Origin of the sequence: Methanolobus bombayensis, assembly GCF_017873415.1 — an archaeon.
In the GTDB taxonomy this organism is placed as follows: Archaea; Halobacteriota; Methanosarcinia; order Methanosarcinales; family Methanosarcinaceae; genus Methanolobus; species Methanolobus bombayensis.
Genome location: NZ_JAGGKD010000010.1, coordinates 55,889 through 80,164, shown reverse-complemented (window position 1 = coordinate 80,164; position 24,276 = coordinate 55,889). Strand labels below are relative to the sequence as shown.

Annotated in this window: 17 protein-coding genes; 4 read left to right on the top strand and 13 right to left on the bottom strand. The window is 39.1% G+C overall.

Annotation, left to right across the window (positions count from 1 at the left end; all coding sequences use genetic code 11):
* Window positions 1-165: 165 nt before the first annotated feature.
* A complete protein-coding gene (locus tag J2746_RS11440; RefSeq protein ID WP_209620857.1) occupies window positions 166-981 on the bottom strand; it encodes an alkaline phosphatase family protein in 816 nt (271 codons plus the stop codon).
* A 425-nt stretch (window positions 982-1,406) separates the two neighbouring features.
* Between J2746_RS11440 and tnpB the strand changes: the two genes are divergently transcribed.
* Window positions 1,407-2,525 carry an IS200/IS605 family element RNA-guided endonuclease TnpB gene (gene tnpB / locus J2746_RS11435; protein WP_209620854.1) on the top strand — a complete coding sequence of 373 codons (1,119 nt, stop codon included), beginning with the start codon at window positions 1,407-1,409 and terminating at the stop codon, window positions 2,523-2,525.
* Window positions 2,526-2,635: 110 nt separating this feature from the next.
* On the opposite strand, the gene J2746_RS14910 is transcribed toward tnpB, so the two are convergent.
* Window positions 2,636-2,761 (bottom strand): hypothetical protein, encoded by a 126-nt coding sequence (locus tag J2746_RS14910; RefSeq protein WP_280921241.1) that lies wholly within the window; start codon window positions 2,759-2,761, stop codon window positions 2,636-2,638.
* A 168-nt stretch (window positions 2,762-2,929) separates the two neighbouring features.
* Between J2746_RS14910 and J2746_RS11430 the strand changes: the two genes are divergently transcribed.
* Entirely contained in the window at window positions 2,930-6,685 is a 3,756-nt protein-coding gene (locus tag J2746_RS11430) for a lectin like domain-containing protein (protein WP_209620851.1), read from the top strand.
* Between the two features lie 89 nt (window positions 6,686-6,774).
* Here the strand turns inward: J2746_RS11430 and J2746_RS11425 are convergent, their stop codons facing one another.
* The 4 genes from J2746_RS11425 to modA all read right to left on the bottom strand — a co-directional run bounded on the left by J2746_RS11425 (window position 6,775) and on the right by modA (window position 10,823).
* Window positions 6,775-8,079, bottom strand: coding sequence for a coiled-coil domain-containing protein (locus J2746_RS11425; RefSeq protein ID WP_209620849.1), 1,305 nt, complete (start codon window positions 8,077-8,079; stop codon window positions 6,775-6,777).
* A 149-nt stretch (window positions 8,080-8,228) separates the two neighbouring features.
* Entirely contained in the window at window positions 8,229-9,347 is a 1,119-nt protein-coding gene (locus J2746_RS11420; RefSeq protein ID WP_209620846.1) for an ABC transporter ATP-binding protein, read from the bottom strand.
* A 9-nt stretch (window positions 9,348-9,356) separates the two neighbouring features.
* On the bottom strand, window positions 9,357-10,025 hold the full coding sequence (gene modB / locus J2746_RS11415; protein WP_209620843.1) for a molybdate ABC transporter permease subunit: 669 nt from the start codon (window positions 10,023-10,025) through the stop codon (window positions 9,357-9,359).
* Between the two features lie 12 nt (window positions 10,026-10,037).
* The gene (gene modA, locus J2746_RS11410; protein ID WP_209620828.1) at window positions 10,038-10,823 is read right to left on the bottom strand and encodes a molybdate ABC transporter substrate-binding protein; all 786 of its coding nucleotides are present in this window, start codon (window positions 10,821-10,823) and stop codon (window positions 10,038-10,040) included.
* 498 nt (window positions 10,824-11,321) lie between these two features.
* Between modA and J2746_RS11405 the strand changes: the two genes are divergently transcribed.
* Entirely contained in the window at window positions 11,322-12,497 is a 1,176-nt protein-coding gene (locus J2746_RS11405; RefSeq protein ID WP_209620825.1) for a hypothetical protein, read from the top strand.
* A gap of 288 nt (window positions 12,498-12,785) precedes the next feature.
* Here J2746_RS11405 and J2746_RS11400 read toward each other — a convergent pair whose 3' ends face one another.
* Window positions 12,786-13,217, bottom strand: a complete 432-nt coding sequence (locus J2746_RS11400) for a peptidylprolyl isomerase (RefSeq protein ID WP_209620822.1) — start codon at window positions 13,215-13,217, stop codon at window positions 12,786-12,788.
* A gap of 209 nt (window positions 13,218-13,426) precedes the next feature.
* Here J2746_RS11400 and J2746_RS11395 point away from each other — a divergent pair, with 209 nt between their 5' ends.
* Complete coding sequence (locus tag J2746_RS11395) at window positions 13,427-19,321, top strand: VWA domain-containing protein (protein ID WP_209620819.1); 5,895 nt, start codon at window positions 13,427-13,429, stop codon at window positions 19,319-19,321.
* A 294-nt stretch (window positions 19,322-19,615) separates the two neighbouring features.
* Here J2746_RS11395 and J2746_RS11390 read toward each other — a convergent pair whose 3' ends face one another.
* The 6 genes from J2746_RS11390 to J2746_RS11365 form a co-directional block, all read right to left on the bottom strand.
* Window positions 19,616-20,356: a DUF7289 family protein gene (locus J2746_RS11390; protein WP_209620817.1), complete on the bottom strand. Its 741-nt coding sequence runs from the start codon at window positions 20,354-20,356 to the stop codon at window positions 19,616-19,618.
* Entirely contained in the window at window positions 20,340-20,783 is a 444-nt protein-coding gene (locus J2746_RS11385; RefSeq protein WP_209620814.1) for a hypothetical protein, read from the bottom strand. Before J2746_RS11385 ends, J2746_RS11390 begins: the two co-directional genes overlap by 17 nt.
* Entirely contained in the window at window positions 20,780-21,244 is a 465-nt protein-coding gene (locus tag J2746_RS11380; protein ID WP_209620812.1) for a hypothetical protein, read from the bottom strand. The genes J2746_RS11385 and J2746_RS11380 overlap by 4 nt, the downstream gene beginning before the upstream one ends.
* Complete coding sequence (locus tag J2746_RS11375) at window positions 21,232-21,753, bottom strand: DUF7288 family protein (protein WP_209620808.1); 522 nt, start codon at window positions 21,751-21,753, stop codon at window positions 21,232-21,234. The genes J2746_RS11380 and J2746_RS11375 overlap by 13 nt, the downstream gene beginning before the upstream one ends.
* Window positions 21,750-22,706, bottom strand: a complete 957-nt coding sequence (locus tag J2746_RS11370) for a DUF7287 family protein (protein WP_209620805.1) — start codon at window positions 22,704-22,706, stop codon at window positions 21,750-21,752. The genes J2746_RS11375 and J2746_RS11370 overlap by 4 nt, the downstream gene beginning before the upstream one ends.
* A gap of 106 nt (window positions 22,707-22,812) precedes the next feature.
* Window positions 22,813-24,261: a DUF7289 family protein gene (locus J2746_RS11365; RefSeq protein WP_342451840.1), complete on the bottom strand. Its 1,449-nt coding sequence runs from the start codon at window positions 24,259-24,261 to the stop codon at window positions 22,813-22,815.
* Window positions 24,262-24,276 lie beyond the last annotated feature (15 nt).

Sequence of the window (24,276 nt, the reverse complement as noted above, 5' to 3'; positions counted from 1 at the left end):
AAACATAATGCTTTGTGGACAAGCTATCAATCAATGATTGATAATCTACGACAAACAGGTTTGTTGATAGGAATCATTCCCAACAGAATGATAACGAAATGAGACTTATACTCGTAGGAAGCTCCTTCCTCGACAGCCGAAGGCTGACAGGGAGGGGTAGTTCACTTATTTACATCCTACAATAAGAGCCACAACGTTCTCATTATGATTTCTAATCTCTTCATCAGTTGCCTTGAGTTTCCACTTTTCCCATCCATGGATGGTATGGTCCCCACAGATCAGGAACAATGTACCTTTCTCTGCATGTTCAATTATCTGTCCGATATTTGTGTCTGTATTAATTATAGCCTCTTCCAGTTCTTTACCATGTATCGAACGGTGGGCATATCTGTCAATAGAACGCAGATGCACTGCCAGGAGATCAGGTTCGTTACTGAGGGTATTTATGGCACTTTTTATAATCCTATGGTCGTAGTCAATTATGTCCTCAGAGTTTTTGACTCCATGCAATTCATCTACTCGTTCCCTGAAAGTTTCAGCTCCTTCCGATTCGATGACAACAGCAGATTTGAATCCTGCATCGTATGCCCATTCAAGTATGGTTTTTATCTTTGGGTTCTCAGGGTTCTTTGCACGTTCCCTGTAAATATCCTCAGTACTGTGGATATGGTGATTCTCAGGCAGGTAACCGGAGAATATCGATGCTATGCAGGGTGAGGTGTGTCTTTCAACGGATGAGCAACCCATTAAAAGTCCTTGACTTACAAGGCTGCTCACAGAAGGCATAATACTTTCATACCGATGGTATAATTTAAAGCCAAGACTATCCGCAATGATAAGCACCACTCTCTTACAATCGTGCTTTATGTAATGGTCTGCAACGTCATTAATAACACATCCATCCGGCACTACCATGGGAATTGCAAGTATTCTGGATATTGTAGGTGCAATATCTGCAAGGCTACATCTGGGAGTACACATACAGGTTAATTAGTAGTCACAGTTAAATGGATTTTCCGATATTTTGTTTGACTTCAAGCAATCTGGTATACAGTTTTATATGACATCCTGTTTAGCATAACATATACATGACAAAAAATATGGGCGTCGGTGAACCAATAGACGCCCTGTTCGTACACCAATGCGTTTTTCAAAAATGTTTTAGGAAGGCACTATGTGAGTAACATGTTACTCGAAGCATACTAGTTTCAGTATCGTATTTAGTTCTAGGCAAAAGAATCTATATAGCCTTCTGAATTGGTCAATATCTTTAACTCTAAGCTGGGAAGTCTCCTTCCTCGGAGCGTAGCGACAGGTGGGAGATGAGGGGCGTACTATCCGGGTATGACCTTTCTTAATCTAATTTTACGAAAACTATAAGTATTGTAAAAATATTATAAGATATAATGCTTAAAGCCTATAAATACCGTCTTTATCCAAATAAAGAACAAGAGGAACATTTCATGCAACATATCGGGGCATGTAGGTTCACTTATAATTGGGCTTTAGAGCAAAAAATCAAAGCATACGAAACGGAAAAGAAACATCTTTCCAGATTCGATTTACAAGAAATGGTAGTAAAAGAATTGAAAGTAACATACGAATGGTTAAAGGATGTAAACTCTCAATCATTGCTAAATGCACTTATCAATCTCGAATCTGCATTTACTAAATTTTTCCGTGAGAAAAAAGGATTTCCTAACTTCAAATCAAGAAAAAATCCTTTACAATCGTTCCAGATTCCACAACATTATACTGTAGATTTTGAAACAAATACTATCAAGCTCCCTAAAATAAAGCAACCAATTAAAGCTAAATTACATAGGAAGTTTGAAGGTAAACTTAAAACCGCAACTGTTTCTAAAACTGCTACTGGAAAATTCTATATTAGTATCCTTGTCGATGATGGAAAAGAAAAACCTGATACACAATATTTCAATGATAATTCTACAATCGGAGTAGATGTAGGTATTAAGGATTTTGCCATCACTTCCAATGGTGATAAAATCGACAATCCTAAATATTTGAGAAACAGTATGCAACGCCTTAAAGTTCTTCAAAAACGCCTTTCTAAGAAACAAAGAGGTTCAAAGAACAGAGCAAAGGCACGATTAGCAGTTTCAAAACTTCATGAGAAAATAAGTAACCAAAGAGCAGATTTTTTGCACAAGACTTCTTCTAAAATCATAAGCGAGAACCAAGCCATAGCAGTAGAATCTCTTAATGTGTCCGGTATGCTTAAAAATCACTGTCTAGCTCAATCTATAAGTGATGTTTCATGGAGTATGTTCTTCAATCAACTCGAATATAAAGCCGAATGGTATGGAAAAACAATTCTCCGTATCGGAAGATTCGAGCCAAGTACAAAAGTTTGCAATGTTTGTGGTTTTCATAATAAAGAAATCACATTAAAAATTCGAGAATGGCAATGTTCTACCTGTTACACCCACCACGATAGAGACATAAATGCCGCCATCAACATTAAGAAATTCGCATTACAGAATCAAAATTTGATAATCACATAAGACACCCTCGGAACGAGGGGAAGAGCCTGTGGACTTGCTTCCAATAGGAAGGGGAATGAAGCAGGAAGCTCCTTGCGTAAGCTAGGAGTAGTTCACGAAAAAAATGAGACTCAGTCATTGAGCCCGAGAATATTTCTTTTTTCCTTTTTTTTCTCGTCTTTCTTTTCTTTCTTCTTTCTTTTCTCAAAATCTTCTACTTCTTTTATTCTGTACCTGTCTGTTTCATCTTTTCCCATGTTCTCCTCCTGAATACGATTCTTATTTATTATAGGTTCGATATCCATTTATTTTTTGTGAAACCTCAAAACTATTATCCTCTCTTTCAAAGGGCAAGTATTATATTATAAATTATATTTATATTTTCATTATGTATTTATGGTATCTTCTCAGAGGTGCGGTATCAGATGAAAAAACAAATAAATTATTTTGTAATATCCTTAATGTTCTGCTTGATAATGTTTTTCACCATTATCCCTGTCATTTCTGTCAGCGCAGCAGATATTGATTCTAAATATGAATTGAATTCCAGAGAAAGTCTCAACAGCTGGCAATTATCTACGGCACCTTTAAACCCAGAATTTATTCAATATCAGGATTCTCTGATAAGAACTCAGAATGAGTCCGGCACAGATGATATGATTACTTTATCTGGTTTGATATTACCAGATAGCCAATCATCTTTTTCATTATCAAAAGAAAATGTTGACTCTGATATTTTTACACCTTCAACCGGTTTTGTTCCTTATCCTATAGATTTTTCTTATCTTTCACCGGTGGGTATGGATATGGTGATGACAGAAGTCAATTCTGACTTTTCACCATCTGGTATTACATTATATGGTTCTGAAGCGCTTATTCCTTCCAGTTATGACCTGCGGGAAGAAGGAGGTGTCACAAGTGTAAAGGACCAAGGTTTTGCAGGAAGCTGCTGGACTTTTAGTACTCTTGGTTCACTGGAGTCCTATCTGATACACAACAGGTCTGAAACCCGGGACTTTTCTGAGAATCATATGAAGAACACTCTGCTGATATCAAATGAGAATGGTTTTGACTCCTCTTCTCCTGATGCTGGCGGGAACAATATGATGGCTCTTGCCTATCTTGCAAGGTGGGATGGGCCAATAATGGAATCAGATGACCCTTATGATGATCTTTCACCAGTTTCTCCGTCTGATGCCATAACAGCAAAACATGTTCAGGAAACCTTCATATTTCCTTTTGTGAATTACTCCAGTAATATTTCCAAATTGATGATGATGGAGTATGGTGCCATTGGAATAGCAATACACAGTGATGAATCTCGTTTTTTCAATGAAGCAAATAATACTTATTATTGCTATGATGAAGATGCGGTTATTACTCACGCAGTGACCCTGGTAGGCTGGGATGATAATTTTAACAGGAAGAAGTTCACACCTGCAGCACCTGGAAATGGTGCATATATTGTGAAAAATTCCTGGGGTGAGAACTGGGGAGAAGATGGTTACTTCTATGTCTCTTATTATGATACATCAATAGGAACTTCTTCTGATAGCATATACAAAAATTATAATATCAATTTTTTATTCACTGCGGATAATGTAAGCAACTATGACCGGATATACCAGTACGATCCTCTTGGTTGGTGTAAAAGTGTTGGTGATAATGATACGTCTCTTACAGGTGCCAATGTATTTACTGCTGATTCAAATGAAACACTTGAAGCTGTAAGTTTCTATGCTGTAGATTCAAATACTTCATATAATATTTCTATCTATCTCGACCCTGAGAATGGTCCGGTTAATTCTTCAGGTCCTGTATCCGTAAAGAACGGAAGCATTCCTGTGGCTGGTTATCATACAGTTGAACTTGATAGCAATGTTACACTTTCAGCAGGCCAGAAATTTTCAGTGCTTATTAATTTCACAACACCCGACTTCAATTATCCGATAGCTGTAGAAAAACCTGTATACGGATACAGCAGCAATAATTTCCACTCTGGGTCAGGGGAAAGCTATGCAAGTTCTGATGGCGTTAACTGGATCGATATTTCTGCATCAGATATGAACATATGTATCAAAGCTTTCACCAAAGAGAATAAGATTCCTGAGGCAGCATTTGTAGCTGACAGAAGATATGTTCATGTGAATGAATCGGTCAACTTCAGCGACGTAAGTCTTTTTTCACCGGTTTCCTGGGAATGGGACTTTGGGGATGATTCAACATCAACATTACAGGATCCATCACATTCCTACTCGACTCCGGGAAACTATAATGTGACCCTCAATGCATCGAATAGTTTTGGTAATAACATCTCAACAAGGACTTCTTTCATACAGGTGCTGAATACATCTCTTACTGTGAATAGCAGTGGTACTGCAGAGTTCACACTTATTCAGGATGCCATAGATGCAGCATCAGAAGGAGACACTATTGTAATTGAACCTGGAATCTACAATGAGAGAATAAGGGTCAGAAAAGATAATATTACTATCAGGTCTTCCACAAATGATCCTGATGATGTAACAGTAATATCCTCTGATACGGATAAGGCTGATCCATCCAATTATGCATTCTTCTTGTGGGCAAATAACGCCACAATCCAGAATATCACTGTTTCAGGTGGACATTATGGAATTTACCTGCTGTACGCGAACGAATGCAATGTGATCGGATGCAGAATAACTGATAATTATCTTTCCGGTCTGATCATGCAGGGAACATACAATAGCAGTTTCCTGAATTGTACTATTGATAACAATACACTATCCGGTCTATATGTCGAATATTCAGGTAACAATTATTTTTCAAATAATTCAATATCAGGAAGTCGGTATAATTGTTTGCTTGAATCACATACGAATGTCATCGATACAAGTAATACGATAGATGGTAAACCTATTTACTATCTTAGTGGAGTATCGGATATTGTTATTGATAAGGATTCGAATGCAGGTAAGATCTTCCTTGTTGATTGTTCAAATATCACCATTGAAGGAATAGAGGTCAAAAATACATATTTTGGTATTCGACTTTACAATACTACAATTAGTAAAATTAATAACTGTACCTCCATTGACAATGGATATGGTATATACATGACCGATTCAGAAGGCAACGAAGTTTCAAATTCCACTTTAAATGACAATAATAACTATGGGATCTTTCTTTCCGGATGCAGTGACAATCTGATCTATAATAACTATTTCAACAACAGCAACAATGCCTACGTATCAGGCGGCGTTTCCAACAAATGGAACATAACAAAGACATCAGATACAAATATCATCAACCGGAGCTACCTTGGCGGAAATTTCTGGGCAAAGCCGGATGGTACGGGCTGGAGTCAGACTGAATATTCCATAGGAAATGGTTTCTGTACTGCATATGAGATAATCGATGATGGTAACAATACTGATAATCTTCCATTGACCTTAAATGATGTTCAACCAGCTGTTTTAGACATCAGTTCCAGTCATGAAGACGATAATGATGGAATTCGCTTAAAAATAGCCACAACCACATCATCTCCGGCAAATATCGTTGCAACTGATTCAAGTGTACGTTTTGTTGGAAAGGATGCTGAAGTAGAATATGTCTTCACAGATGGTTCCACTCCGGTAAACGAGATTAGTTTTGAGTCTGACATAAATGAGGGTTATGTAATGGCAACTGTAAGTCTTCTTGATGAATTGCCGGAAACTTCTCCTGCACCTGCATCAGTAACGGTTTATAAGGGAATGGAAATCATCCTTGGCGATGAAGAGTTCTCATCTGGTATTGGTGATGCGAAGATATCTTTCTCGGTTTCAAAGGAATGGCTTGAGTCGAATGGCTTTGGTGAAGGGAATGTCCACATGGAACACTTCTCAGATGGTATCTGGAACAAACTTCCAATTGTTGTAACAGGTGAAGATGATGAGTACTTCTACTTTGAAGCAACAACCACAGGATTTTCGCCATTTATAATCTGTGTGGATATTTCAGGAGAAAATCCGGTAAACGCAGGCTCATCTTCTGGCAATGTTGCAGATGGTCCGGTTTTTGAGAAAACAGTATCGGATGTTCCGCTTGATTCAGAATCTTCCGGAGAGGGTCCATTTAATTCATTGGTGGCTTTTTCTGGTTTGATCATTGTTACAATTCTGGCATTAGTTTGCAGAACGAAGAAATCAAAATAATACTTTGATCTCTTCTTTTTCATTTATTCAAAAATCAGCAGCATTTATGTCGGAATGGATGAAAATAAAGACATAATAAATAATTTATATCAAGTTAATTCATTATACTTGATCTCAGTTTCTTCTCCAAACACATCTCTTGTATTTGACAGAAGGTCTGATTTTTTCTTTTCAATTTCATCTTTAAGGTTGTACAGGTGTTTGCTCTCGGAGTCGATATCATTGTTCACATCTTTCATACTTTTATTGTATTTCTCAATCTCTTTCTCGATATCTTCTTTCTCCTGGTAGATGCTAAGACTATTCAGCTCATCAAGGAGTTCGTCTTTCTCTTCAAGATGTTCTTTTCTGTGTTCAATGAGTGATGATATTGTTTTCTCATCGTTGAGAACCTCTATCTGCTTCAGGGCTTTTTCACACATCTGGTCCTTAAGTCCAAGTTCTCCGCTCTCGATCCGGTTTGTGAGTTCTGAAAGGAATGGATCGATATTCTGTTCTATCGCATCAGCAGGTTTTTCTTTAATTGAGTTCAGTATTGCTCTATTATCAGGTGAAAGCACACATCTTTCACTATTATCCTGTTTTTCCATCCTTGAAATTGCTTTGGAAAGAGGTGTAAACAATCTCTTTGTTTCTACTTCAATGTCAGCTATTTCTAATTCAACTGTTTTGATCTCATCCTTCAGCTGCCTTGCTTTTTCAAATTCTTCACTATTCTCAAGTTCTGTGAGTCTTGAATCCGCCCTGCTGAGTTTCTCCTTTGCGGAATCATACCTGGAATGAAGTTCCTGTATCTTTTTAGCACTGCTGTCCATTTCCTCTTCTATTCTTTTTACTTCCTCAACATCAGATGCGACCATTTTCAGGCCTTCTAATCTTTTGATTCCCTGCATGATTGATGAATAAAGTCCATCCAGAGCATCTTCCAGTTCAGCAAGACCCTGGTTGATCTTCTGGTGTTCCTGCGGGTAAAGGGCTTTAATGTACATCAGACTACGATTGGTGTTATCTAGAACAGTTTTTAGGATCGATTTTGCTTCTTTGTAGAATTCAGAGGCATCTAAAGGTGATTTGTCTTCCGGAACTTTCAGCTTATCATTAATAAGTTTCAGGTTATTGGCAACGTTATCTCTGTTTGAGTCACCGAGTTTCTCTCCCCTTTTGCTCACATTCTCTATGGGTTCTGCCTCAAGAAGTTCCTTCCTCAGAACATCTATTTCTTCCAGTACCTCTTTTATTGAATCGTAATGATCCGCAACGATAGGTTTGAGTTTTTCTTCCTGCTTTTCAGACTCATCTGTTACAATTGAGGTAAGTTCTCTGAACTCAAAAATAGCTGAATGAGACTCTTCTTTTTCCTGCTTTTTTCCAAAAAGCCTTTCAATGAATTTCATCTCTTCATACAGAAAAGGTAATGCAACTTTAAAAGTTTATTGGGCATTCTGATCAGAGTAAGCCTCGAGGTATCCGGAAGCAATCTTATTGCATATCCTGGCAGCAGATGTAAAATCAATATAATAATGCAAAGGACAACTGAATCTTTTTAGAAAAGGACTATCCTGTCCCTTTCGATACGAACAAGACAATCATCTTCAGCTTTCAGGTCCATATTTTCAAAGGACTGATTACCGAGTTCAGCGATCAAATAATTGCTTTTCTCTTTAACTTCAAGGGCAAGGACTTTACTTGATCCTTTGTTTACCATGCTTTTCACACATGCTCGAAATGTATTTTCCTCACAGGCAGAATCATCAGTTGCAGGCAGGATGCGCAGATTCTCCGGACGTATTCCCCAGGATAATTTATCCTTTATCTTAAATTCCGGTCTTTTTGCAGTAACTTCCATATCCTCACAACTCAATTTGATCGTTCCTGCCATTTCATCATCTTTTACCACTACTGAATCCTCAAATATGTTGGTGACACCCACAAGTTCGGCAACATGGCTATTCCTGGGATGATAGAATACATCTTCAGGGGTTCCTATCTGCTGCACACGGCCATCATGGAACACAACGATCTTATCAGCTATTGTGAAAGCTTCAACATGGTTGTGAGTAATAAAAAGTACAGGTATTTTCAGTTCCCTCTGTATATCCTTGATCTTTTCCCTTAGTTTCATACGGACAACCCTGTCAAGAGCAGAAAAAGGTTCATCAAGCAGGAGTATGTCAGGTTTTGGTGCCAGAGCACGTGCCAATGCAACCCTCTGTTTCTGGCCGCCTGAGAGTTGAGAAGGATAGTTCTCTCCCAATCCTTCTATCTCAAGCATCTGGAGCATTTCTTTGATCCTTTCCTCTTTCTCATTTTCATCCCATCCTTTCAGGCCGTAGGCTATGTTCTTTTTCACGTCCATGTGAGGAAAGAGTGCGTAATTCTGAAATACATAACCAAGGCTACGCTGCTGCACAGGAAGATTTATTCTTTTGTGGCAGTCGAAATAAACTGTTCCGTTGACAATTATTTTTCCACCGTTTGGTTCCAGCAAACCGGATATACATTGCAGAGCTGTAGTTTTTCCCGTACCGGAACGTCCGAAAAAGACTGCAAGTTCATCACCGACCTCAAACTGGGCATCAAGTATGAAAAGAGGCTCAATACCTTTTTTCTTATCACTTTTTTTTCTGAAATATCTTCTTCGAAAATCTGCCTTAATTCCCACAATTTAACCTCATATTTTCCAGTTATTGATGATCTTTGCAGTTATCGCCATTGAAAGCAGGGACATCAGGATCAGTATAATGACCAGCATGTTTGCAAGTTCGCTGTTCCCCGCCTGGAATGCGCTGTATATTGAAATCGACATTGTGTTCGTTCTTCCGGGAATATTCCCGGCAAACATAAGTGTTGCACCGAATTCTCCGACAGCCCTTGCAAAACTGAGTACTATTCCTGCAAGTATGCCTTTTTTGGCAAGTGGAAGTGTGATAAAAAGTGCGGTATCGAGTTCTTTCCTTCCAAGGGTGAAAGCTGCATATTCATATTCCCTGTCCACTGCTTCTATGGCTGCGGTGGTGGTTTTTACCATAAGTGGGAGGGACACGACAAAAGCAGCAATAACTGCTGCCTGCCAGGTGAATACTATTGTCCATCCTGTGAGGTTGTACAAAATACTACCGAGCATTCCTTTCTTTCCAAGCAGAACTACCAGAAGGTAACCTGTTACTGTGGGTGGGAGCACAAGGGGTAAGGTTACAAGAATGTCGACCAGCCATTTCCCTACAAAATCACGTCTTGCAAGTATGTAAGATATCACCATGCCTGTTATTGCAACAATCAATGTGGACAGGCCGGCGATCTTCAGGGTGATCAACAGGGGAAATCCAATCTGGTCGAACATTTTCTTTTCCTTTTAAGCTGTGAATCCGTAGGATTTCAGAATCGCCATTCCTTCTTCAGATGTGACAAAGTCAACAAATGTCTGTGCTTCATCCTGGTGTTCGGATGAATCGACTACTGCTATCGGATAGCTGATTGGGGTAACAGTTGGAATGGTTGCTTTTACTTCAATTGTTCCTTCATCTGCTGTTGCTGCATCTGTGCTATAAACAAATCCTGCGTCAACTTCTCCTCTTTCAACGTAGACGAGCACCTGCTTTACGTCATCAGCAAGCAGTGTTTTGGATTGAAGTTCATCCCAGAGGCCTGCTTCTTCAAGTGCTTCCACGGTGTATTTTCCAACTGGTGCTGTTTCAGGATTTCCAATGCTTATTGTTTCAACATCATCTGAAAGAAGATTTTCTGCTCCTGTTATATTCAGTTCACTGTCAACAGGTGTTATCAGTACAACTGAGTTTGATGCAAAGTCCTTTCTTGATTCTTCTACTATTAAGGACTGGTTGCTTAATATATTCATATGACTCTGTGATGCTGATGCGAACACGTCAATTGGTGCTCCACCTTCGATTTGCATCCTGAGTGTTCCGGATCCTGCAAAGTTGTAGTTCACATCGATATCAGGATTCTCATACTCAAAAGCAGTTTCAAGTTCTGTGAATGCTTCTGTAAGACTCGCTGCTGCAGATACTGTAATGGTTGTTCCTTCCTCACCTGCATTTATGTCTGTGCACCCGCTTACAAAAACCACAAGTGCAAGTATGGCTGCAATAGCCAGAATTAGTTTATTGTTGGATGTCATAATTACTACCTTCCTGCATGCAGTCAGCTGAACTTAACGTAAACTATCTATTGACAATGCGTTATGTTCTCTGATACACAACGCTTATCTTCCTCATTCTGATATAAGTAATTTTCTTGATAGTGATACTGTTAAGTTAAGGAGTATTTATATGAATAAAAATATTTGCTTGGAAAATGATGATTGCTACATATCTAAAAAAAATGTCAGATTGTATTTACCTTTGATATGGTTTATAAAATCACAAATAACAGCTATTGTAATTGTAATTTTGTTGATTTATGGAACAATTTTATTCGATGGTGGCGATTTGTACATGTCCATTAAAAACACGACTATGCATAACATATACAGTCTTATGGATTTGTCAGTTCGGATATCGTATTTGATTTTCATGATTATGGTTTTCAAGTATTTTTACTGTGATAAATCTGAAAATGTGAATAAACAAAAACATAAATAGAATATTTTATCAACCTTTATTGTTTTTATTGAGTTGTGAAACCTGAAAAAATATTGCCTATTGTTATTGTTACTCTTATCATAGGCACGTTTTTAGGATATCATCTACATATAAATTATATTTCTCCAGTAGCAACTGAAAAGATTTTTGATAATTACGCAGAATCATATTTGGATACGTATAATTTGATTTTAGAAAATTCTAATTTAAGCGTAGAAAACAAAGAGCATTTTGCATTTTATAACGGGTATCCATATTCTTACATAGTAACCAAATCCACTAAAAAAGGTGCAATGATACAATATGTCCCACAAAAAACAGTTGAAGAATCTCAATTTTTTGAAACACAACTACCAATTGAAGACTATATCTGCACTTATGGCACACATAATCCAGATTTGGCTCAATCAATAAGGGATAGCGAATCAAAAATAATAGTAAGCGGTGCTATTCTTAATCCAAATTCAGCAATGACTACCTTAGGTATTCCGGCAGTAATATTATCTGGCACTCCTATCATTGCGGGAGTCGATTTATCGAATAATTATGTTTTAATTGAAAAAAACTCATTGGTTCATTTTGATTATATTAATTATATAAACATTCAGAAGTTTGCTACTGAGGGTTGTTTTAATCTTACTGGTACTCTTATAGATGAAAATTTAAATTTGATTATTGAAAGTAGTAATCTTAAAGACGATTGGTCTAGAGAACAAGCAGAAAAAGATGCAATTGATTTATTGATACGAGAACAACTTTTTATTTTAGTAGAGCAAAGCCGTATAAGTGGCGAAGGATACAGCGAAATAAGTTCTTTAGTACAGACATATCTCGATAATAAAAGAAAGGGGGTTTATGATGGATACAGTATTGCAGAAAGTGATGATTTGAAGATTATTGATGAAACATGTACTTATTATGGATATAATAACAATCTTACTAGAGAGTTAGAGTCACTGAAACAAAAAGCATATTATGAAGAAAGTAAAGTAGATGAATTTAATAAAGGTGTAAATTATCTCTCAAAAATTGGTCTGTTTTTTACAGCTTTACTCGTCATATCCTTTGTTGTAATGATACCAGTAGCTGTATATAATCACAAATATGGAAAAACACCCCTTAAGGAATCAATCATTAACTATATGCATGATATAATACCAGGATTGGAAACTTTCATAGAAGCTTTTTCAATTTTAAAGACCCGTAAATGATTATATCCTACAAAACCTCTTTAGATTAATCCTATATAGACAAGTTTATTCTTCCAAGTCCTCAAACTAATAATGTAGCAAATCCTTATATCCATTTTAGTTAACCCTTTAACAGCATCTAACTTCTCAAGCAACTTATTTCCTACTCTTCACAATCAAAAACACCCTTTTCTTCCAACAATTCAACAAGGGATGTTATTATTTTGCTAAAATTGCAATTCCACTAATAAAAAGACCATCCCACTAAAAATAGAAACTAGCAGTACAAAAGCTGCCAAAACAAAATAATTATTCTTCTACAACAGTGACCTTGTTCATCTTGTCTTTTGCCTTGATCTTGTTGACAACATCCTGGCCTTCGATTACCTGACCGAAGACGGTGTGTACGCCATCAAGGTGTGGCTGTGGGGAGTGTGTGATGAAGAACTGGCTTCCACCGGTGTTCTTTCCTGCATGTGCCATTGAAAGTGCACCTGTGCCGTGTTTACGTGGGTTGTTCTTGGTCTCACACTTAATAGTGTACCCTGGTCCGCCTGTTCCGTCTCCTTTTGGACATCCACCCTGGATGACGAAGTCAGGGATTACTCTGTGGAAAGTAAGTCCGTCATAGAATCCTTCCTTAATGAGCTTCTCAAAGTTTGCAACAGTCTTTGGTGCATCCTTTTCGAACAATTCAAGGACAATGTTTCCTTTACCAGTCTCGATGATTGCTTTCTTCATGAATTTCACCTTACTGAAATGGTTAATGGATGGGTAGGATTTAAGTGTTTCGTGGTGCGGCTAAGACTTCCAAAAACACCGTCTATGTGTCATAATAAATGACTTATATAAGCAATAATATATATGTAACACATATATATAGTATTCAATTGGTAAAAATCACATTCCGATTAAGGTTGGTACAAAAAGGGTGAACATGAGGTGTTTCTATGGACTATTCTAAAAAACTGGTATGCATATTTTCTATATTTATCATGTTTTCGATATCTGCTTTTGCGCTGGATGTTGAATTTCTAACGACTGACATACAAACAGATGCTGGTGATGCAGTAAACATAAGTGTACTTGTCACGGACAACGGTACTCCTGAGAACAACACGCTTGTAAACTTCACAACAGATCTTGGGGTCCTTAGTTCATCATCGGTTTTTTCAAACGCTTCAGGAATAGCAGAAGTTTCAATTAACTCAACTGAGTCAGGAACTGCAAACATAAATGCCAGTTCGGGCAGTTTCTATAATCAGACAAATGTAAGTTTTTCACCACTTCCCTCTTCATCTATAATAGTCCATGCTGATTCCTATGTGAACACAGCAGGTAACATCACCAACATTACATTTCTGCCAACTGATATTTTCGGAAATATCAATTACAGTACACCGGTTAGTCTTAATATAGTAGTGAAAGATATCTTTGGAACTCCATTGCACGATCTGGAGATGTCAGTAGACTCATCTACTATTTCCTACCTGAACGTGAGTTCCGACGAAAGGAACGTCACTTATGTTTCTGAGCCTTCAGAGGATTTCCTTCTTACTCTTAATTCCACAGTTGCCGATAATATCACCATTTATTCCACAGTAGGCTCTGTAACAAACACTACATATCTTAACATTTTTCCCGGCTCCCCCGGGCTTATGAAGGTCATATACAACAAGGAATATACTGTGAATACCAGTTCTAACATTTCTGCAATTGTCTATGATTCATTCTACAATCCGATAGAAGATGTAAACATCAGTTTTACAGTAACACCACCTGAAAACACTATTTATAACAGTCCCAATTTTTACAATTCAGCCAGTCTTACATACTATAATGGTACAACAGATTCAAGCGGCATAGTTCCAAACGTCTTCACAACAGACAAAAGAGCAGGTGGAAACGTCATTTCCATAAGTGTTCTGAATACCTCACTGCAGCATAATGTTACTATTACAGGTATTGCGGATGTCATTGATAATTTCTTCATGAGCTACACTCCCGGGTATTCGTATTCAAACAACGAGGATTCCTATACGCTTTCGGCCAGACCTGCGGACCAGTTCATGAACCCGATAATTCCTCTTTCAACTCCGATCAAAGAACAGGTCAGATTCAACACTGATGATGGAACTACTGTGTATGTCCCATTGAATAGCCAGGGAAGGGCAAACACTGTGGTGGGTCCTACTCCTTATATTGAATCACTTTCCGTAACAGCAACATATAAGAACGAATCAGGTTTAACTAATTTCACCAACAGCACTACTCTTTATTTCACAGCTGGTCCGCTTGATTCAATGGACTTCTATGCAAACCCCAATGCAGTACTCTCTCAGGGTCTTAACGGGAATCATGAAGCTAACCTAACACTTGTAGCACTTGATGAATGGGGTCATTCACTTCCTAATATCCATGTTCTTTTCAACAACACAAACACAACAGTAGGAACATTTACTGTCAATGGTTACAATGACACTGATCTTATAAATGCTACTACGGATTCCGATGGACGTATATATGGTTTGTTTACTGGAAACGTATCTGGTAACACAAGCATCCTTGCAACCAGTGGGAACATTAGTTTGTCTACAAATATCAGTGTTAAATCCGAACCTTTCCTCAGTGTTAGCCTAAAAGTAAAACCAGTCTCAGTGAGTTCAGGTTCCCTTGTAAACATCACAACTGTAATCTCCATAGAAGGTGAGCTGCCAATTACAAGACCTGCAGCAAGTGCTATGCTTGTTCTTGATCGCTCCGGCAGTATGGACCCGGACTACTATGCAGGACCACCCCTGGATGTTGTTCTTGTTCTTGACCGTTCGGGAAGTATGTCAGGAACACCTATTCAGGATGCAAGAGATGCTGCAAAAGAATTCACTGATAATCTTGTATCCAACTCTGAGGTTGGTATTGTTTCATTTGCAAGTTCAAGCAGTGTCAACAAGGATATGACATTGCTTAATGCCTATGACAACAAAGTTTCAGTCAAAAGTGCAATAGATTCAATATCCGATGGTGGCTCAACAGCTATGGGAGAAGGTATGGCGGATGCAAACGATCTTCTTATAAACCATGGTCGTTCAAGTGCCAGAAAAGTAATGATCGTTCTTACTGACGGAGAAACAAATGCAGGCTCTGACCAGAACGGTGAAAATGCCATAGCATATGCGAATGCAAATGATGTGACTATCTATACTATTGGTCTTGGTAGCAGTCTTGATGAAGCCCTGCTGCGTCATATCGCATCAGAGACAGACGGTACATACTACAACGCACCGGACAGTTCTGACCTCGGTGAGATATACAATACCATTGCTCAGGAACTTAGTGATTATGATGCATCTGAGATAGAATATGGTGTGGAAGGTTTCACTCCTTATGATTATACTTTTGAGGATTCGCTGGAACTCCAGGAATACACACTCAAATTTGATGGATATGACCTGGATACTGTTTTTGAGCTAGATTCAGGTGCTTCCACTGAAGGAGAATGTCTCATAAAGATCAATGGTAATTATTTCACATCACTTCCTTCCCATGATACTTCAAGTTTAAATGGTCAATGGGCCAACTATGAGTATGATCTCACTAACGTTTTAGAAGCTGGGTCTAATACAATTACATTCTACGATTATCACGAGTACGATGGGCAGGGAAGCTGGACAAGTGAGGTCAGCGATGTGGAAGTATATTGGAATGGTACTCGTATTGAATATTATTCAAATACTGTTGATCTGGATGCAGATGGTTATGATTGTACTGTAAACGTGGTGGAACCGGATTATTTCGAGGATACTATATTTATCAATGAAACGATCAACGATCTTAAGGTCCAGCTTGATTGGGATGACAGTTCTGCGGATTTCGATCTTCAGCTTACAAGTCCATCCGGAATGGTATATGGTGTCAATGATAATACAACGGGTTACTATCCAAACAGCACAACCGGGGAATACATATGGATCCATCCACTGTCCTATATTTATCCTGATGATGACGGAGATACAGTAGAAAAAGGTAACTGGACTGTAAATGTAACGGGTAAGGGTTCAGGTCTGGTGGATTTCACAATCACAACTTACATAGACAAAAAGAGTGCAACACAGTTATCCTCACATGCCTTCATGTCAAGTTTTGATGAAACAAGAGGTGACAAAGCAGGACTTGCGCTTTACAGCTACGAGGATGTTGTTTCAAGTGCCAACCAGACCAGTTATGTGCTTGCAAACAGTACATGGACCGGATATTTCACACCGGACACAGATGGTTATTATGTATTCAACTTATCCTGGGATGATTCTACTACGGTGAATGTCACTCTCTATGATGGTGTTGATGTGCTTTCATCAGATACCGGTACAAGTGTATGTGAAGTCTCATCACTGCTTTCTGCTGGAGAAACATACAACATTGATGTTTCCAAAGGTGCTGGTGTCCAGGCAGACACGGAATTCACAGTCAATGTTTCCACAACTGGTATTGATACTGTAATGACAGCATATTATGATAGTGGAGGAGGTGGCGGCACACCAAAGATAAGAACCTGGGATGGTACTGAGTGGTCATCTGAAGATTCTGCCAATTATATAGGTGCCAGTCCTTCTTATGTAGTTCTAGAATCCAGTCCAACGGACTCGGAGATCATAATGGCAACTTCAGATACAAGTTATGATGTTAACGTACAGGTCTGGGATGGTTCTTCCTGGGGGACTGTTAGCCAGTTCTCCAACAATCTGGATTCTTATGGTCAGAGAGGTTTTGACCTGAAGTATGAACAGGTATCCGGTGATGCAATAATAACTTACATGGATAAGGATGAAAATGATGGTGTTCCTATGTATCGTGTCTGGGATGGCTCTTCCTGGAGCTCGGATGCTGAAGTGGACGATACTAATCCCGGAGATGGGGATGTCGGCTGGATCAGACTTGAAGCAAATCCTGATTCCGATGAGATGATCCTTGTAACTTTGGATGATGAAAGGGATATGCGTGCACAGGTCTGGGATGGAGATTCGTGGGGCAACCCTGTTTTCATTACGGATGATGCCAGGGCAACAAGTTATCAGTGTTTTGATGTTGTATATGAGCAGGATTCAGGAAGGGCAATGGTTGTCTGGTCTGATATGGATACTGATACTGTACGGTACCGCATATGGAACGGAAACTCATGGAGTTCTCCTTCAGACATGTATACCCCTGATGAAAGAGTATACTGGATAAAGATGGCAGCAGATCCTTATTCGGATGATATAATACTTGCAGCAGAGGACAGGTCTTATGACATTTATGTTACTGACTGGGATGGTTCTTCCTGGGAAACACCTCTGAGAGTAGAGAGAGATGTCTATGAATACAGTCGCAGATCTGTGGATGTTGCTTTTGAACAGTCCAGTGGTACAGGTATTGTGGTCTGGGGTGAGTCTAATTCAGTTCCTAAGTATCGTACATGGGATGGCAGTTCATGGAGTTCTGAATCTTCTGCATCAAGTCTTGGAAGTGCCTACACACGCTGGGTTCAATTGACTCCTGATCCTTCATCAGATGCTATTTTCCTAATGGCTTCAGATGGTTATAATGATCTTAATATCCAGAGATGGGATGGTTCTTCCTGGGACATTGTTACTGAAGTTGAATCATCATCCTCCAGATATTATGAGTGTTTTGACATTGTTTTCAGTGACACTGATCAAGAACCGGTAACCACTCCTGTTTCCTGGAATGAATGGACAGGCAGTGTAACTTCAACATTTGAGAACGATTCACTGTCTCATCTTGAAAATGCGATTGATACCATAACTGCTGACGGACTCACAGCCATCGATGAAGGTTTGTATCTGGCTAACAATGAACTCTCATCTGCCGATGGTAACTCCACTATAGTCATCATGACAGATGGACTTGACAATGCAGGTTATCATTCACTACTTGAGGAAGCATACAGGGCAAAAGACAATGATACTGTGATCTATACAGTGGGATTTGGTAACAGCGAAGCAGAAGTTGACCCGATCCTTGAAGAGATTGCAACTATAACCGGCGGTGAATATTATTTCGCACCTAATTCCAGTGTCCTGAAAGATATCTTCCAGGGAATTGCAATGCAGATAACTAATTTCTCTGCAGGAGGTCCGGTACTTGATCTCCAGGTGCCTCACAATTATATAACACCTCTTGCGGTTGCAAAGGCAACTTACCAATCAGGTAGTAGTAATGCAACAACAGGTAATCAGACTGTTTTTTATACTCCAACATCACCTCCTGCAGGTAATGCAGAGCCTACAATCACTACATCAGGTTCCACTTCTTCTCTTGAGTGGCAGTTGCCAAATATGGGTCCGGGTGATAAATGGGGAATATGGTATCAGATGAAAGTGGATGGTGCAGGTTATGTGCCGATTATTATGCCAACTTCAACTGTTACATATACGGATCTTAGTGGTGAGAATATCACTGTAGTAGTAGGTGGTGGCGGAGCTGCCAGCGTTGGCGGTGGTGCTGCCAGTGTGACTTCTTATTCACTGGGAAGTCTTGATATGGACGCTGACAAAAGAATAATGCTGATCGAAAATTCAACAACTCTTACTCTCTCACTTGAAGACACACTGGGTAATTCAAGCTATGGATTTGTATATCTTTACAGTAACATCGGATATTTTGGAAACTACGAGAACCCGATCAATGTAACAGTGGTAGGTTCTGATACTGTGGACTTTACAAGTGCTATTGCCGGAAGAGCTTACATAACTGCATATGCCTATAATATCAACAACGTGAGTGATGTGCTGGTTGCAAGAGATGTACTGGCCGTCAGGCCAAAAGGTATGATAAGTATTAGCTGATCTGCAGTTGTGGTAAAAGTATCTGCAGTTTATCCAGAAGTTTCGGTAATAACCGGAGCTTCTTTACTTTTCTATTTTCAGTTAACACATTAATGCTTAATTTATTTATTTATTTATTTATTTATTTTCACGATTATATTCTCATTATAATCAGTTTTGTGCTTTAATCGGTTGCTACGTTCAAGCTATAAAAATGTAAGAATAATCAGAAAGATGTTTCTAAACATTAAATTCAGATTATAAAAGAAGCATCCGGCTGGCAATGCAGACCGGATTTTCTGTTTAAATATATGCTTATGATATGTCTACATCAACATCGTGATTACTCATGATAAGCATTGTATCGTTGATATGAGCAGAAACACTTGAAGATGTTGTTGCGTTATTATCTATTGAAAAACCTGCTTCTTCAAGGTATTCTTTCCATTTGGAAGCATGAGTGCTGTTTATGAGTACAATGACATCGGTAGTTGATGAACTCATATTCATGCTGCTTGAGTTGTGCTTGAGATTTACTGTGGCAATTCCCTTTCCTGATAATTGTGAATGACCGTTAACAGACACGATTCCTATGTTTGTCACAGTTGTGTTTTCAAATGATGTGGCATATATAGAAGGTTCAGATATCATCACAGTTGCCTCACGTGGATATTTCTTGAAAACCGCTCCATTCTCATAACTAATTGTCTTCTCATCTTTAGAGAATACTATCTCACCGGTCGCTCCATTCCACGAAAAACCATCGCTTGTTGTTACTGATATGGCTGACTCATTGCTAACTTCTATAGAAGAACTCTGGAGCTTTAGTTTGAGTACCTTTACAGGTGTCTGGTCAAAGGCCACTCTTTCCATGTTGCTCTGGAGAACAATGAAATTCTGTTCTGCACTTTCAAAAACATTCGCGTCCATATTTGATTGCAGCGCAGGATATCCTATTGCATAGATAACACCCATTGAAAGGGTCACTATTGCAAATAAAAGGATATATCCAAGTGTTTCGGAAACTGCTGCATTACTTCTATCTTCTCGAGTCATAACTGATCATGTGATTTGTTGAACTGCTTGATGCAGTACCATTGATCGGCATTGTCGTAGCAATTCCACCGATCGTAACTCTTACTTTCTTTCCTGAATCTGATGAGACCAATTCAATTATCTGGTCCGTATAGGCAATATCCGCATTGATGATGTATGTCTCTGTACCGACTTTAGGCGGGATATCGTATTTCGTATCAATCTGGCCGTTTGCCGGAAGAATGAGATACATATCCGTTATCATCGTGCTCATCATGTTTCCGATATCGCTCATCTCGTTCTGCATCACAACTTCATTAGGTGTCTGCATGAATATCTCATCAGAGTTGACACTCACTATCATAAAGAAACCGATGCATATCAGGGAGAACAAAATGTATTCGAAAAGGATTGAAACCCCTTCTTCATCAGCAAACAGTCGTTTCATTCCATCACCTCGATAATTTCAGGCTCTGCTGAGTAGTGAGTTCTACCGTCATCGTATGTGATATTTACAAAGACCATGTCAATATCTTCCATGGTATAATTCCCGGTTGTGGAATTTATGGATACAAGAGACACATCTACAACTTCCCCGTGCACAGCATAGAGCTTTTGCATCTGCGTGCTGTAATTGTCAAACAACTGCTCAAAGGCAACAGGAACAGTTTCATTGGTTGTGCTGTTCATGTAAAATGCCATATCCTTTATTGTCTGTGCATTATCTCTGGTGTGCTGGTTAAGCTCTCTTATGTTCTCCTTGGGGAATTCAAGAGCTGCATTGGACGAGTGATATCCTGCCAGTGCTGCCTGATTTGCCAGTACGGCAAGTCCTATGATTATGAGTGATATAACAAGACCTGAAAGTGCTATCCATTGACCACTTGTATCTTTTCTCAGATCTTCCATGTTGTCAACCTCACTTCTACTACTTTCAGTTCATTATCTCCAAGATTCCAGCCGCCTCCCATTTCAGAAACGGTTGAATTTGTGAGTGTTACGAAATGTCTTGTGACCACTGCGTTCTTTCCGGCGGGTCCGTTAATGATGGCCTTATCAACTTTCAGATCATCGTTTTCTATGTATGCCAGGTCAACGTTGTACAATGCATTAGGTAAAAGATATCGAAGTCCTGCATCAAGTTCATCAAGATTTCCCGCAGTATCTGTTGGGTAATCTGCTTCATTCATGTCCCAACATGCAATGCACTCTGTAAGATTATACTGGGCAGAATCTACAGGATTTCTATCCATTACGGTAAGCGCATCAGAACTCATTTGCTCAAGATGGACATCAATGGCAAGCTCGTTCTGTGGTGTGACGATCATTGTACTCTGTGAGATCGTAAGGATTGTCAGTGTCATCAGAACGGCAGCACCCAATCCTTCGAGGGTATGTAATTGTCCTTTATCGTTCATTGCCACACCTCCACAACGAGATATGCAGGTTCGTAATAAGGGGCGCTTTCGTTGTTATATTTTGTAAAAGGAGGCCCGGGAGTTGGCAGGCTTACGTTAATGAATTCAAGGTCAAGTCTGCATTCAGTACCTGTACTGAAAAGTTCTTTGTCAAAATCAAATGATATAATATCTCCTGAAGATAGTGACCCATTAAAAGGCTCTTTGTCCCATCCATCCATTTTCCACATTGTATAATTTGATGCTCGTGTCAATGTAGTTCCTTCCAGACTTGCATTCAGGAACATTGGTGACGAGCCTGTAAGATTCAGATCACTTATCCGGATGGTTATGTTTTCCTCAAAAGGACCGGTTACATTGATGGTTGCTGTATTAGCCAGCTCACTTGTAAGATTATCTCCTGTAAAACTTGCAATAGTGCCTTTTTCCATAAGGACTATGCGTGTTATCTTTGTTGATTCCTGATAGTTAGGGATTATCTGCCCTCTTACAATGCTGGTATTGTTTAGCATCAGGACATTTCCATTCTGTTTGAATGATATGTTGTAACCATAGGAAAATGGAGTATCATCGACATTGTTGTAGAGTCCCATCATCTCTATGAATGTTTTCTCGTCCACATTCATCATTTCAAGTGTCTTGTTCCTTGAAATGAGGTTCGGGGTGTTTGTAAGTTTAGAGCTTGGATCATCGTCAACTGCAAGACCAATTCGCATAATGCTCACGGGATGTTCCTCCCAGTCAGTACCACTACTTGTACTGTTTCCCCACCATCCTGTGTCTTCCACAAGAACTGTGGCTGTGCGGTATGCAGTATAGTCGAGACTACTTTCACCTGCAGATCCTGATATGAACATACCCGGAATGAATTGCACTGTAAAGGTTAAAGCGATAAGGAATAACGATATCCCCAGGAGGAAATCAACTGCAATTTGACCTTTTTCATCAATCATTTCTAGAATATATGCCATATATAATATAAAAATGATTTGTTAAAACAAAAAATATACAGTTTGAAATGTGCATTCCTGCACTTTTGTAAGTATAACCTCTATGTTTTTAATTTAAGTTTACCGAAAGATCATTTCTGCTAACGTGAAGATATGTTATACTGCCCGGCATCCCGTCATAGTACAAAGTAAGAGTCGACTCATCATAATCCACAGGGTCAGAGTGTCCTGGCTGCTGGAGAGTAAACAGCACCGAACCGTCCATTGTAATGAGTTTCATATAATGTTGCGTAAGATTATAAAGTGGCATAATATCGCCTTTTGAGTAATCTACATTTGGTCCAAGGCTGATGGATGAATCGTTATCCCATGAAAAATCATTATTTTCATCATATTCCAATGTATATGTTTTTGAAAGCAGGTCTACTGTGGAAGATTGATCATCCTTTGCACCGTTCACTACAAAAATACCATTATGTTCCCATGTTTCAACACTGCCTACTGAGGTATCCTCATATTCAACATCAAGAAGTAGCTGGTTGGCACCACCTTTCTTTGCAAGGGTATATGTAAGTGTCTTTGTTCCTGATGTAGCAGTTATCTGATAGTTGCTTGGATTAAGTCCCTGTGATGCCCTGGCTTCAAGGTCAAAGGAGAAATTGTATATTGGTTCCGGATTAGAAGGATTCACAGATCCTACTTTAAAAGCAGACTTCAATGAGTCTTTTCCCATTGCAGGTATAACTTCGAGTTCAACTACTGCGGTACTGTTGTAGTCATCGGTTGTGGCAGTTGCATAGGCAAGTGTATTGGCATAGTCGGCCCATGCATTATAGAAATCGCTCTTGATGTAAATAATAACCTTGTCTGATGTAAGAGGATTTGTCCTTCTGTTATCTGAACCCGGGTCAGGATATAGTACTACAGGCATGTTATTAGAACTGACAGTGATGTCGACATCTGATTTTCCACTGTGCAGTGAGTCTCCCTGAACTCTCATTACAGGCAATGTCAGTGTTTCACCATTATAATGGAACTCCGGAGGTGATATCATTACTGATTTTCCGGTAGGATATTTTGACCAGACTCCTCCGCCTTCATAGCCTATGATTCTGTCGTTGTCTCTATAGACTATGCTTCCCATGGAGGCATTGAACTCATTCATTTCCGGGTTTGAAGTGTAACTTTTCCAGCTACCCCATCTGTGCCTGTTATTTTTATAACTGTTGTACCATGTGGCGTTTATATCCACTGAGATTATGACAATCTTGCTGGAATTGTAGGATTCATTGTTACCATTAACTTTTAAGTCTCCTGCCATCATTGACAGGGAAGTTGTCTGGCTCGGTGATTCTCCAAGGGCGACTTTACTTGTTCTGGAGTCCAGTACTGTGAATGCCTGTTCCACTTTCTGAGCGTTTGCTATGTCTTCCATTTCATAGATCGTAGGTACCCCATAAAGGAAGATCACACTGACAGATGTGATCGTAAGTGCCAGTATCATTATCATACCAACTACTGATGATACTGCTTTTTGTGATCTGAAGAAGTTTTTCACGATATGATCCTCCTT